Annotated in this window: 10 protein-coding genes and 1 CRISPR repeat array; of the genes, 8 read left to right on the top strand and 2 right to left on the bottom strand. The window is 40.5% G+C overall.

Features of this window, described 5'->3' with window-relative positions:
* Positions 1–171: 171 nt before the first annotated feature.
* From AALA56_RS06560 to AALA56_RS06550, 3 genes are all read left to right on the top strand, one after another.
* On the top strand, positions 172–1,098 hold the full coding sequence (locus AALA56_RS06560; RefSeq protein ID WP_369909305.1) for a peptidase U32 family protein: 927 nt from the start codon (positions 172–174) through the stop codon (positions 1,096–1,098).
* Between the two features lie 87 nt (positions 1,099–1,185).
* Positions 1,186–2,472, top strand: coding sequence for a peptidase U32 family protein (locus AALA56_RS06555; protein ID WP_369909304.1), 1,287 nt, complete (start codon positions 1,186–1,188; stop codon positions 2,470–2,472).
* Positions 2,473–2,501: 29 nt separating this feature from the next.
* The gene (locus tag AALA56_RS06550) at positions 2,502–2,699 is read left to right on the top strand and encodes a hypothetical protein (RefSeq protein ID WP_369909303.1); all 198 of its coding nucleotides are present in this window, start codon (positions 2,502–2,504) and stop codon (positions 2,697–2,699) included.
* Positions 2,700–2,737: 38 nt separating this feature from the next.
* On the opposite strand, the gene AALA56_RS06545 is transcribed toward AALA56_RS06550, so the two are convergent.
* Together AALA56_RS06545 and AALA56_RS06540 are read right to left on the bottom strand one after the other, a co-directional pair.
* The gene (locus AALA56_RS06545) at positions 2,738–3,982 is read right to left on the bottom strand and encodes a threonine/serine ThrE exporter family protein (RefSeq protein ID WP_369909302.1); all 1,245 of its coding nucleotides are present in this window, start codon (positions 3,980–3,982) and stop codon (positions 2,738–2,740) included.
* Between the two features lie 110 nt (positions 3,983–4,092).
* Positions 4,093–5,028, bottom strand: coding sequence for a dihydroorotate oxidase (locus AALA56_RS06540; protein WP_369909301.1), 936 nt, complete (start codon positions 5,026–5,028; stop codon positions 4,093–4,095).
* Between the two features lie 231 nt (positions 5,029–5,259).
* Between AALA56_RS06540 and AALA56_RS06535 the strand changes: the two genes are divergently transcribed.
* From AALA56_RS06535 to csn2, 5 genes are all read left to right on the top strand, one after another.
* On the top strand, positions 5,260–5,952 hold the full coding sequence (locus AALA56_RS06535) for a phosphoglycerate mutase (RefSeq protein WP_115268903.1): 693 nt from the start codon (positions 5,260–5,262) through the stop codon (positions 5,950–5,952).
* 419 nt (positions 5,953–6,371) lie between these two features.
* On the top strand, positions 6,372–10,514 hold the full coding sequence (gene cas9, locus AALA56_RS06530; RefSeq protein WP_369909300.1) for a type II CRISPR RNA-guided endonuclease Cas9: 4,143 nt from the start codon (positions 6,372–6,374) through the stop codon (positions 10,512–10,514).
* Positions 10,514–11,380 carry a type II CRISPR-associated endonuclease Cas1 gene (gene cas1, locus AALA56_RS06525; protein WP_369909299.1) on the top strand — a complete coding sequence of 289 codons (867 nt, stop codon included), beginning with the start codon at positions 10,514–10,516 and terminating at the stop codon, positions 11,378–11,380. Before cas9 ends, cas1 begins: the two co-directional genes overlap by 1 nt.
* Complete coding sequence (cas2, locus tag AALA56_RS06520; RefSeq protein ID WP_164683515.1) at positions 11,377–11,721, top strand: CRISPR-associated endonuclease Cas2; 345 nt, start codon at positions 11,377–11,379, stop codon at positions 11,719–11,721. Before cas1 ends, cas2 begins: the two co-directional genes overlap by 4 nt.
* Positions 11,708–12,373: a type II-A CRISPR-associated protein Csn2 gene (gene csn2, locus AALA56_RS06515; RefSeq protein ID WP_369909306.1), complete on the top strand. Its 666-nt coding sequence runs from the start codon at positions 11,708–11,710 to the stop codon at positions 12,371–12,373. The genes cas2 and csn2 overlap by 14 nt, the downstream gene beginning before the upstream one ends.
* Positions 12,374–12,464: 91 nt before the next feature.
* Positions 12,465–12,962: a CRISPR direct-repeat array (repeat unit 36 nt; unit sequence GTTTTAGAGCTGTGTTGTTCCGAATGGTTCCAAAAC).
* Between the last annotated feature and the right edge of the window lie 147 nt (positions 12,963–13,109).

Genomic DNA, 13,109 nt, shown 5'->3' with positions numbered 1-13,109 from the left:
GGTGATTACAATTATATCTCTCTGAGGTGTTTTTTCATACTTTTAAGTGGCTAACTTCATTTTAGAACTTTTAAAAATGACCTAGAAAAGTCTCAATAAAAAGTCACTTTCAGAGAACTTTTAAGCCCTTTGATAGGCATTTGGGCTAATTTGTGGTAAAATAGGACTGCTATGGAAAAAATAATCATTACTGCTACTGCGGAGTCTATCGAGCAAGTCAAGGATTTGTTGGCTGCTGGAGTAGACCGCATTTATGTTGGTGAGGAAAATTACGGTCTTCGCCTCCCTCACAATTTTACCTATGATGAGTTGCGAGAAATCGCAAAGCTTGTCCACGACGCAGGACGTGAGTTGACCGTTGCCTGCAATGCGCTCATGCACCAAGACATGATGGACAATATCAAGCCTTTTCTTGACCTGATGAAGGAAATCAAAGTGGACTATCTGGTCGTTGGAGACGCCGGTGTTTTTTATGTCAATAAACGTGATGGCTATAATTTCAAGCTCATCTACGACACCTCTGTCTTTGTCACATCAAGCCGTCAGGTTAATTTTTGGGGTGAGCATGGCGCTGTTGAGACAGTGCTAGCCCGTGAGATTCCATCTGAAGAGCTCTTTAAGATGTCGGAAAATCTGGACTTTCCTGCTGAAGTGCTGGTTTACGGCGCTTCTGTCATTCATCACTCAAAACGTCCCTTGCTGCAAAATTACTATAATTTCACGCATGTTGATGATGAAAAGACTCGTGAGCGTGGGCTTTTCCTATCAGAGCCAAATGACGAAAACAGCCACTACTCTATCTATGAGGACAAGCACGGCACCCACATCTTTATCAACAATGATATCGACATGATGACCAAACTGTCTGAGCTGGTTGAACATCATTTCACACACTGGAAGCTAGACGGCATTTACTGCCCAGGGGACAATTTTGTAGAGATTGCAAAATTGTTTGTTAAAGCGCGTGATTTGATGCAAGAAGACACGTTTAGCCAAGACCAAGCTTTCTTGTTTGATGAGGAGATTCATCGCTTACACCCTGTTGGACGTGGACTGGACACAGGATTTTACGACTTTGACCCAGACACGGTCAAATAATCAGCTATTAGCATGAGAGAGTTTCTAATTTCAGGGCATGCTAATCCTACTTTATACACCTTACAATCTTGAAAATTGGAGAATCGTATGACAAAAACATTGAAACGCCCAGAGGTCTTGTCACCTGCTGGGACGCTTGAAAAATTAAAGGTAGCCATTGACTACGGTGCAGACGCTGTCTTTGTCGGAGGACAGGCTTATGGACTGCGTAGCCGAGCAGGAAATTTCTCAATGGAGGAAATGCAAGAAGGTATTAACTATGCGCATGAGCGTGGAGCAAAGGTCTACGTCGCCGCCAACATGGTGACCCACGAGGGCAATGAAATCGGTGCTGGCGCATGGTTTCGTGAGTTGCGTGACATGGGCTTGGACGCCGTTATCGTCTCTGACCCAGCGCTTATCGTGATTTGTGCGACAGAAGCACCTGGTCTTGAGATTCACCTCTCAACTCAGGCTTCCTCAACCAACTACGAGACCTTTGAGTTTTGGAAAGAATTGGGGCTGACTCGTGTTGTGCTTGCCCGTGAGGTGTCTATGGCTGAGCTTGCTGAAATCCGAAAACGCACAAGCGTTGAGATTGAAGCTTTTGTACACGGAGCGATGTGTATTTCTTACTCAGGGCGTTGTGTGCTATCAAACCACATGAGTCACCGTGACGCCAACCGTGGAGGCTGCTCACAGTCTTGCCGCTGGAAATACAACCTCTATGACATGCCATTTGGTCAAGAACGCCGCTCACTAAAAGGTGAAATTCCTGAAGAATTTTCCATGTCTGCCGTTGATATGTGCATGATTGAAAATATCCCAGACATGATTGAAAATGGTGTTGATAGTCTCAAGATTGAAGGACGCATGAAGTCTATCCACTATGTTTCAACCGTGACCAACTGCTACAAGGCAGTGGTTGACGCTTATATGGAAAGCCCAGAAAAGTTTGAAGCTATCAAGGAAGACTTGATTGATGAACTGTGGAAAGTCGCTCAACGTGAATTGGCGACAGGATTTTACTACCAAACACCAACAGAAAACGAGCAGCTCTTTGGCGCTCGCCGCAAAATTCCACAATACAAGTTTGTCGGTGAAGTGGTGGCGTTTGACTCTAAAAACATGACTGCAACCATTCGTCAGCGTAATGTTATCCTTGAGGGTGACGCTGTTGAGTTTTACGGTCCAGGCTTCCGCCACTTTGAGTGCTACATCAAGGATCTTCACGATTCTGAAGGCAATAAAATCGAGCGTGCACCAAAACCAATGGAGCTTCTAACCATCACTGTTCCCCAAGCTGTAAAACCGGGTGACATGATTCGTGCCTGCAAGGAAGGGCTTGTCAATCTCTACCAAAAAGATGGCTCCAGTAAAACTGTCAGAGCCTAAGCGACCAACTATTTGCTAGAGGATATTAGATGAACACAGTATTTTATCTCTTTTTAGCGATTTTACTTTTATTTACTATTACTAAAATAGCCTTGCTGATGGTTTATATGCGTAGCATTAAGCCAGAAGTAGATGAGAATGGTCATATTATCAAAAAGCCAGTCGAAGACTTATCTGAAGCTGAGAAAAAAGAGCAAGAAGAAGAGGAGTATGACCGAGATTGGTAAGCAAAAACCCTTTAATCTTATGATTAAAGGGTTTTTCATTAGGATAAAAAGCGTGTTTTGAAAAAATGCCTTGGAATTTGCTGAACAATGCTAATGGCAAGTGCAATCATAAAAGCGGTGATAAAGCAAGAGCGCAGATAGACCATTGCCAGCTGGTCAGCGCCGGTCAATAAAAAGTAAATGGCACGGTACAAACTCAGCCCAGGAATGAGCGGCATCATACTCGTCGATAAAAAGATAGTCATAGGGCATTTTCTCTTGATGGCAAAGACACGTGACAAAAAGGAACCAAAAAGCCCAGGGATAAAGACCGCAAGCGCCTCGATGTGATAATAGTACATGATGACGAGATATAAAAGCCATGACAAACTGCCCAAGATACCCAAGTCAAGAAAATAGCGCTTTGGCACTTGAAAGAGAATAGCAAAGGCAATTGTCCCGACACCAGCCATGACGACTCGCACAATGAGCTCAAAAACGGTCTCAATATTAGCTGAAAAATTTTGCTGCAGAGGATTGGCAAAAGGCAGCAGTTCAGTCACAGCCACCACCCCGACAGAAATAGAGATACAAACGAGAAGAGACGACATCAAAAGGGCTAGACCTGTTGAGAAATTATTTTGCGAAAACTCTCTGACCGAGCTGGTAAAAATAGCTCCTGGTACCAACATCATGAGCGCTCCTAAAAGGATAAGACCACGGTAGTGACCAATGCCCATAAGGTGCAGTAGATTAACCGATAGACAAGCAGCAGAGCTTCCGATGATAGTCAATAAAAAGCTAGTGTGGACAAAGCGCCCCACCCGATGTAGCACCAAACCTAGAAACAACCCTGTTATTGCAGCCGCAAATGAATCGCTCAGCGAGCTGCCAAGAGCGAGTGAAAAAGCACCAGCCCCCGCAAAATAAGCCAAGAGATAATACCAGATATTGTAGTCTCGCATTCGGTCAATAGTATCAAGCTGTTTGGAAATAGCTTTAGCAGATGGTGTAGGGTTTAGTATTACTTGACGTGAGAGGGTATTGACCGCTTCTATTTTTCCAAGATTGATATTTTGCTCATAGACATTGAGAATAGCAGCTTCTTGTTGCCCTTGAGCATTGACAGCGGATGCCATGATACCGTTACTAATGACGTAAGCATCAAAATCTTTCATGCCAAGAGCTTTTGCGATATAGCCCATGGTTTGTTCGACACGATAAACTTCAGCGCCACTTTCAACGAGAATCTTCCCAGCTTTTAGGACTATCTGAAGGGTGTCACAGTTATCTTTAGCAGACATGGTCATAGCGTTCACTTTCTAAAATAGAGTCTCTTTTATTATAAGGGCTAAAGCGCTATTTGACAATCATTTTTAAAGAAAGATAAAAAAGTTGAGAAAAGCTCAACTTTTTAGTCAATATAATGTAATTTTCCACGAAAATCATCAAGAGTTTCATAGCCTTTTTCAGCCATGATGGCTTGAAGTTCTTTTGTGATACGCTCAAAAGCCTCTGTGCCTTCTTTTTGAAGGACAGTTCCGAGCTGCACCATGCTTGCACCGCAGAGAATATGCTCAAAAGCATCACGACCTGTTTTGACACCGCCAGTTCCGATGATTTGGATAGAAGGATTGAGGCGTTTGTAGAAAGCATGCACATTAGCTAGTGCTGTTGGCTTGATGTAGTCACCACCTAATCCGCCAAAACCATTTTTAGGTTTGATGACGACAGTCTCATCCTCAATCACAAGCCCATTTCCGATAGAGTTGACACAGTTGACAAAAACAAGTGGGTATTTATTAAAGATAGCTGCCGCTTGGTCAAAGTGTACAATATCAAAATAAGGTGGCAGTTTAATCCCAAATGGCTTAGTATAGTAGCTAAAGACTTCTTTTAAAATCGTATCTGTCGTTTCAAAATCATAGGCGATTTGAGGTTTTCCAGGGACATTTGGGCAAGAAAGGTTGAGCTCAACAAGCCCTTGATAATCGCTTGCTTGCACTTTTTTGAGGATAGTGTGGGTTTCATCTGGTGACATGCCAACTAGAGAGAGGACATGTGGCTTACTGCCAACACGATTTTGCTCTTCGATGACATAGTCTAAATAGTAGTCAAGTCCGTTGTTTGGTAACCCCATTGAGTTGATAGAGCCAAGGTCGGTGTTGACATAACGTGGCTCAGGGTTACCAGCACGGGCTTCTAGTGTGGCAGTTTTGGTGACAAAAGACCCAGCAGCAGAGCTCTCAACCTTCTCTAGCTCCTCACGTGTCATACAAAATACCCCAGCAGCGTTCATCAAGCAGTTGTCAAACTGAAAATTTCCGATCCGAGTTGCAGTAGAAACCATAATATCCTCCAAGAAAGTTTTGTTTTATTCTATCATTTTCGTCTAAAAAGGGCAATAGTCCCTCATAAAATTCGTCAAATACGAACAATGATATAAATGGTTGCTAAATGTTCATCTTATAAAAACGTTTCCACAAATAAATTCACTCTAAAACTAGCTTTTTTCCCTATTTTCGTGTAAAATAGGGAGGTAAGTAAAGGCAGTTGCCTAAATAAAAGGAGACATATCTAAATGGTAAAATTAGTATTTGCACGCCATGGTGAATCAGAATGGAACAAAGCAAACCTTTTCACAGGTTGGGCTGATGTTGATCTTTCAGACAAAGGAACACAACAAGCTATCGACGCTGGTAAATTGATTAAAGAAGCTGGTATCGAGTTTGATGTTGCTTACACATCTGTTTTGAAACGTGCGATCAAAACTACTAATCTTGCGCTTGAAGCTTCTGACCAACTTTGGGTGCCAGTTGAAAAATCATGGCGCTTAAACGAACGTCACTACGGTGGCTTGACTGGCCAAAACAAAGCTGAAGCAGCAGCTAAATGGGGTGATGAGCAAGTTCACATCTGGCGTCGTTCATACGATGTATTGCCACCAGCAATGGCTAAAGACGATGAGTACTCAGCACACACTGACCGTCGTTACGCATCACTTGATGACTCTGTTATTCCAGACGCTGAAAACTTGAAAGTTACACTTGAGCGTGCCCTTCCTTTCTGGGAAGATAAAATCGCACCAGCTCTTAAAGACGGTAAAAATGTTTTCGTTGGCGCACACGGTAACTCAATCCGTGCCCTTGTAAAACACATCAAACACTTGTCAGATGATGAAATCATGGATGTTGAAATCCCTAACTTCCCACCATTGGTATTTGAATTTGACGAAGATTTGAACGTGACAAACGAATACTACCTTGGTAAATAATAAAAAGCTAGGCTCAGCCTAGCTTTTTTGATGTCCAAATGAACATAAGAAAAAAGGCACCGATTCGGTGCCTACTTTTTTGCAAAGTTGTTTACGGACTAAGCCTTATTTTAACTCGCTGTGTTGTTTCGAATAGTTCCAACATAGACAGTATAGCATTTTTACATAAACTTATCAACTCTTTTGCTCAAAATAAGTTAAATATGGTATAATGAAAACGGTTGTATACTAAAAAACTTTGGAGATTGTATTAATTGTTTTGGAGCCATTCGAAACAACACAGCTCTAAAACTAAATATAATCCATCTTCCAGTTTAACAAAAAACAATTATTTTGTCAGAAATCAATTGTCTTTTGACTTGAAATTTGTGAAAATTGTAGTGTAATCATTACATTAAGATTTTATAAAGGAGTTTTCTATGAAAAAATACTCAATTGGACTTGATATTGGTACAAACAGTGTCGGTTGGGCAGTTGTGACCGATGACTATAAAGTTCCATCAAAGAAGATGAAAGTACGTGGAAATACGGATAAGACGGCAGTTAAGAAAAACTTATTAGGAGCGCTCTTGTTTGATGGCGCTGATACGGCTGAGGGGACACGTCTTAAGCGAACTGCAAGACGGCGTTATACACGTCGTAAAAATCGTCTTCGCTATCTTCAGGAGATTTTTGCTGAGGAGATGAATAAGGTTGATGAAAGTTTTTTTCATCGTTTGGATGAGTCCTTTTTAAAGCCAGAAGATAAGAGTGGTGAACGTCATCCTATTTTTGCAAATGAAGTTGAGGAAAAAGCTTATCACAAAGCCTTTCCTACAATTTATCACCTCAGAAAACACTTGGCTGACAAACAAGAAAAAGCAGACTTGCGTCTTGTTTATTTAGCATTGGCGCATATTATCAAGTTTCGTGGGCATTTTTTGATTGAGGGGGATTTGGATGCTGAAAATACAGATGTCCAAAAGCTATTTGAAGCATTCGTAGAAGTGTATGATAAGAGTGTAGAGGATAGTCATCACTCTGAGATAGAGGTGGATGCGGCTACGATTTTGACTGAAAATAGCAGTAAGTCACGCCGTTTGGAAAAGCTCATCAAACATTATCCGACAGAAAAGAAGAACAGCTTTTTTGGCAATCTTATCGCTCTATCACTTGGTTTGCAGCCCAACTTTAAAGCTCATTTCAAACTATCAGAAGATGCTAAGTTGCAGTTTTCAAAAGACAGCTATGAGGAGGATTTGGGTGAAGTGTTAGCTCAAATCGGAGATGATTTGGCTGATGTCTTTGTGGCTGCTCAAAACCTCTATAATGCGATTTTATTGTCAGGAATTTTGACGGTAAATGACGGCACAACCAAGGCAAAAGTCTCTGCCTCAATGGTTAAGCGCTACACAGAGCACGAGGAAGACCTCGCTAAGCTGAAGCGTTTTATCAAGGAAAAAGCACCTGAAAAGTATACTGAGATTTTCAAAGACGAGAAGAAAAATGGCTATGCAGCCTACATCAAAAATCGAAAAAATAAGGGATACACTAAAACTAGTGTGAAGCAGGATGATTTTTACAAATATTTAAAAGGCATTCTCTCAAAACTGGACGGTAGTCAGTATTTTCTTGATAAAATAGAGCGTGATAACTTTTTGCGTAAGCAGAGAACCTTTGATAATGGAACGATTCCGCACCAGTTGCACTTGAAAGAACTTCGGGCAATTTTACACCGTCAAGCGACGTACTATCCATTTTTAGCGGAAAATCAAGACAAGATTGAAAAAATCTTTACCTTTAAAATCCCTTACTATGTTGGACCGTTGGCACGTCAAAAGGGACGTTTTGCCTGGGCAAGCTACAGCTCTGATGAAAAAATTACGCCTTGGAACTTTGATGAGGTGGTGGATAAGGACAAGTCTGCGGAGGACTTTATCACAAAGATGACCTCATATGACCTTTATCTGCCAGAGGAAAAGGTGCTACCAAAACACAGCTTCGTCTATGAAAAATTCACCGTTTATAATGAGTTGACCAAAATCAAATATATCGATGAGCGAGGAAAATCCATCTATTTTGATGCAAAGACTAAGAAGAGTATTTTTAATCAGGTCTTTAAAGAGGAGCGAAAAGTCACTAAAGAAAAGCTGTTAAACCATTTAGACAAAGTACATTCTATACTAAGAGCTGTTGACATAGAAGGACTTGACGAGGAAAAGAAAACCTTCAACGCCAGTCTTGGCACCTATCATGATTTAAAGAAAATCTTGGACAAAGATTTCTTAGACGATGAGGCGAATGAAGATATTATCGAAGATATCATTCATACATTGACCTTGTTTGAAGATAAACAGATGATTGATAAACGCCTGCAAAAATACAGTCATCTGTTTACAAAGAAAGAGCTAAAACAACTAGCACGCAAGCATTACACTGGCTGGGGGAAACTATCTCACAAACTTATCGATGGCATTCGCAATAAAGAAACGAATAAGACCATTCTGGATTATTTGATGGATGATGGTAAAGCTAACCGTAACTTTATGCAGCTCATCAATGATGAACGACTTCCTTTCAGAGAAACTATTGAAAAAGCACAGGTCATTGATAATGTGGATAATCTCAAAGAAACCGTCAGCCAGCTGGCAGGCAGTCCCGCCATTAAAAAAGGGATTTTGCAGAGTGTGAAAATTGTTGATGAGCTGGTCAAAGTAATGGGAGGAGATTTACGCAAAGGGACAAATTTACCAGAACATATCGTCATTGAAATGGCTCGTGAAAACCAGACTACTAACAAAGGGCGTAAGAACTCACAACAACGTTTGAAATGTCTTCAAGATGCTTTGAATAATTTTGGTAGTGATATCCTAAAAGCAGATAAACCGTCTTATATTGATGGAGAAGTTGAAAATCATCATTTAAAGAGAGACAAACTCTTTCTCTACTATCTTCAAAATGGTAGAGATATGTATAGAGATGAACCACTTGATATTGATCACCTTAGTCAATACGATATTGACCATATTATTCCGCAAGCCTTTATTAAGGACGACTCTATAGACAACCGTGTGCTGACCAAATCGGCTGAGAATCGTGGTAAGTCAGATGATGTACCCAGTCTTGAGGTTGTTAAGAAACAAAAGGCTTACTGGGAGCGACTGCTTAAGTCAGAGCTCATCTCTCAGCGTAAGTTTGATAACTTGACGAGAGCGGAACGTGGTGCTTTGAGTGAAAACGATAAAGCAGGCTTTATCAAGCGTCAGCTGGTAGAGACTAGACAAATCACCAAACACGTCGCACAGATTTTGGGTAAGCGCTTCAATACAAATCGTGATGAAAAAGACAAGGTTAAGATTATTACCTTAAAATCCAATTTAGTGTCTCAGTTTAGAAAGATTTATGGACTCTATAAAGTGCGTGAAATCAATGATTATCATCATGCACATGACGCTTATCTTAATGTTGTTGTAGGCACAGCTTTGCTCAAAAAATATCCAAAACTAAAACCTGAACTTGTCTATGGTGAGTATAGAAGTGAGGATTTGCGCAAGATGATGACGACCACCAAAGACAAAGCAACTGCCAAGTTTTTCTTCTATACTAATTTGATGAACTTTTTTAAACCTATCGTCATTAAAAAAGATGGTAGAGTAATTGTTAAAAAAATTGACGAAAAAGACGGGGATAGTGGATTGGTTTGGAATTGGAGAAAACATTTTAAAACAGTTCAAAAAGTGTTATCTTACCCACAGGTCAACATCGTGAAAAAAGTTGAAAAGCAAGCAGGTCGTTTTTCAAAAGAGTCTATTTTACCAAAGGGTGACGCTGATAAGCTCATCGCAAGAAAGACGAAGGATGTTTATTTGGACCCTAAAAAGTATGGTGGTTTTGACAGCCCAACAATTGCCTACTCTGTCTTTGTTGTCGCTGATGTTGAAAAGGGCAAAGCTAAGAAGCTGAAAACGATTAAAACGCTGGTTGGTATCTCTGTTATGGAGCGTCTTGCTTTTGAGAAAGATAAAGTTGCTTTCTTAGAGAGCAAGGGCTACAAAAATATACAAAAAGACACCTTGATTATCCTGCCTAAATATAGCTTATTTGCTTCTTCTGATGGAAAAAAACGTCTGCTAGCAAGCGCTGGTGAGCTGCAAAAAGGAAATGAAATGATCTTACCACAGAAACTTTCGACCTTGCTTTATCATGCACACAGGATTAATAATCTCAATGAGCCAAAACATTTAGAGTATGTCAAAGCTCATAAAGAAGACTTTGAGCTTTTGTTATCTTATATTGAGGTATTTGCTTATAACTACATCGACGCCGAAAATAATGTCAGCAAAATCAAGACTGCAGCAGAAAGAATCAACGATTTTCCGATAGAAGAGATTGCACCGTCCTTTATTCATCTCCTTGGTTTGACGGCACTAGGTGCACCGGCTGATTTTACTTTCCTTGGTACTAAAATCCCACGCAAACGTTATATGTCAACCACAGAATGCCTCAACGCCACTCTCATCCACCAATCCATCACAGGTCTGTATGAGACACGTATTGATTTGAGTCAGCTGGGGGATGTCTAATGGGTTGGCGAACGATTGTGGTAAATACCCACTCAAAACTCTCTTATAAGAACAATCATCTTATTTTCAAGAATGCCAATCAAACGGAGATGATTCATCTCTCGGAGATTGATATTTTGCTACTTGAGACGACAGATATTGTGCTGACGACTATGCTAATAAAGCGTTTGGTGGATGAAAATATTTTGGTGATTTTCTGTGATGATAAGCGCTTGCCGACAGCTATGCTCATGCCCTTTTATGGACGGCACGACTCGAGCTTACAGCTGTCTCGGCAGATTGCTTGGGATGAGACGGTCAAGGTAGAAGTGTGGACAGATATCATTTCACAAAAGATACTCAATCAGAGCCTTTACTTGGGTGAGTGTGGTTTTTATGAAAAATCGCAGGCGATTATGGACTTGTATCAGGGCTTAGAGCTGTTTGACCCTAGTAATCGTGAAGGACACTCTGCACGGATTTACTTTAATAGGCTTTTTGGGAATGACTTTAGTCGTGACTTGGACTGTCCTATCAATGCTGGTCTCGATTATGGCTATACCTTGTTGATGAGTATGTTTGCTCGTGAGGCGGTTATCACTGGTTGTATGACGCAGTTTGGGCTGAAGCACGCTAATCAGTTTAACCAGTTTAATCTTGCTAGTGACATCATGGAGCCTTTTCGCCCTATTGTAGACCGTATCATCTATGAGAATCGTGACGCTGGTTTTGTCAAAATGAAACGTGAGCTCTTTACCATGTTTTCTGAGACCTATGCTTACAAGAATAAGGAGATGTATTTGACAAATATTGTCAGTGACTATACCAAAAAGGTCATCAAGGCGTTGAATAATGGTGGAAAAGGAGTTCCTGAATTTAGGATATGAGTTATCGATATATGCGAATGATTTTGATGTTTGATATGCCGACAGACACTGCTGAGGAAAGAAAAGCCTACCGGAAATTTAGAAAATTTTTGCTCAATGAGGGCTTCATTATGCACCAATTTTCGATTTACAGTAAGTTGCTGCTCAATAACACCGCAAATAAAGCTATGGTTGATCGCTTGCAAGAAAATAATCCTAAAAAGGGTAGCATTACGCTTCTTACGGTGACTGAAAAGCAGTTTTCTCGGATGATTTATCTCAATGGTGACAAAGACACAAGTGTCGCCAACTCAGACGAACGAGTGGTTTTTCTAGGGGAGGCTTATGATGTTGAAGATTAATTTTCCCATACTAGACGAGCCCTTGGCTTTAGCTCAAGAGACTATATTGATCGTAGAGGATGTTACCGTGTTTTCTTCTTTGGTTAAGCATTTTTACCAGTATCAGGAGGACGACGAACTCAAACTCTACGATGAAAAGATGAAGTCACTAAAAGCGTCTGAGCTTATGCTGGTGACGGATATTTTAGGGTATGATGTCAATGCACCTGCCATGCTAAAGCTTATCCACGCTGATCTTGAAGAGCAGTTGAATGCTAAGCCAGAAGTCAAATCAATGATTGAAAAGTTGGCATCAACGATTACAGAGTTGATTTCCTTTGAGTGCTTGGAAAATGAGTTAGACTTAGAATACGATGAAATCACTGTTTTAGAGCTCATTAAGGCGCTGGGTGTCAAGATTGAGACAGCAAGTGATAGCATTTTTGAAAAATGTTTTGAAATCTTGCAAATGTATCATTATTTGAGTAAGAAAAAGCTCCTGGTTTTCGTCAATGTTGGTGCTTATTTGACCAAAGACGAGGTGGAAAAAGTCGTTGAATACATTCGCCTGTCTCATCAAACGGTGCTTTTCATTGAACCAAGACGGCTATACGACTTTCCGCAGTATGTGCTGGATGAAGATTATTTCTTATCTTCTGAAAACATGCTATAATGAGAGTAACAAATGGAACCATTTGAAACTGAAATCTAGCTGAGATGAACGGTGCGATTACGAAATGTCGGGACAAAAATTGGTCCACGAGGTTTTAGAGCTGTGTTGTTCCGAATGGTTCCAAAACAAACGCAAACCTAGCAAAGAATGAGGACTAGTTTTAGAGCTGTGTTGTTCCGAATGGTTCCAAAACCCAACAAGTGTCATGATAATGGCTATCATGGTTTTAGAGCTGTGTTGTTCCGAATGGTTCCAAAACAAGCTAACGGATACGACCCGCGCAAGGATAGTTTTAGAGCTGTGTTGTTCCGAATGGTTCCAAAACAGGTAAATTGCCACCACCTAATACCGTCCAGTTTTAGAGCTGTGTTGTTCCGAATGGTTCCAAAACATTGAGCTTGTCTTTTAAATGATTAAGTAAGTTTTAGAGCTGTGTTGTTCCGAATGGTTCCAAAACTGTTGACAGTACCTAAAATTGCTGTGCCCTGTTTTAGAGCTGTGTTGTTCCGAATGGTTCCAAAACCATTATCTATTCAAATTATAATAGATTATAGTTTTAGAGCTGTGTTGTTCCGAATGGTTCTAATACGAGCTATTTTGCTCTTGCAAGCTTAGCATGATTTTAGAGTTGTATTGCTTCGAATGGTCCTTAAAATAGAGATCTTATGTTATAATAGAGTTAAGTTTTAGAGCGGAGCTATTTTAATGGCTTCAATGTAAAGTGTACTTACTACGG

Origin of the sequence: Streptococcus hyointestinalis (genome assembly GCF_041225505.1) — a bacterium.
Classification (GTDB): Bacteria; Bacillota; Bacilli; order Lactobacillales; family Streptococcaceae; genus Streptococcus; species Streptococcus hyointestinalis_B.
Note: the sequence above shows the minus strand (reverse complement) of the source record. Positions and strands in the feature narration are given on the sequence as shown.

Excerpts from the sequence above, each read along its gene's own strand:
- AALA56_RS06560 (WP_369909305.1), top strand. The coding sequence starts at position 172 with ATGGAAAAAATAATCATTACTGCTACTGCGGAGTCTATCGAGCAAGTC.
- AALA56_RS06555 (WP_369909304.1), top strand. The coding sequence starts at position 1,186 with ATGACAAAAACATTGAAACGCCCAGAGGTCTTGTCACCTGCTGGGACG.
- AALA56_RS06550 (WP_369909303.1), top strand. The coding sequence starts at position 2,502 with ATGAACACAGTATTTTATCTCTTTTTAGCGATTTTACTTTTATTTACT.
- AALA56_RS06545 (WP_369909302.1), bottom strand. The coding sequence starts at position 3,982 with ATGTCTGCTAAAGATAACTGTGACACCCTTCAGATAGTCCTAAAAGCT.
- AALA56_RS06540 (WP_369909301.1), bottom strand. The coding sequence starts at position 5,028 with ATGGTTTCTACTGCAACTCGGATCGGAAATTTTCAGTTTGACAACTGC.
- AALA56_RS06535 (WP_115268903.1), top strand. The coding sequence starts at position 5,260 with ATGGTAAAATTAGTATTTGCACGCCATGGTGAATCAGAATGGAACAAA.
- cas9 (WP_369909300.1), top strand. The coding sequence starts at position 6,372 with ATGAAAAAATACTCAATTGGACTTGATATTGGTACAAACAGTGTCGGT.
- cas1 (WP_369909299.1), top strand. The coding sequence starts at position 10,514 with ATGGGTTGGCGAACGATTGTGGTAAATACCCACTCAAAACTCTCTTAT.
- cas2 (WP_164683515.1), top strand. The coding sequence starts at position 11,377 with ATGAGTTATCGATATATGCGAATGATTTTGATGTTTGATATGCCGACA.
- csn2 (WP_369909306.1), top strand. The coding sequence starts at position 11,708 with ATGTTGAAGATTAATTTTCCCATACTAGACGAGCCCTTGGCTTTAGCT.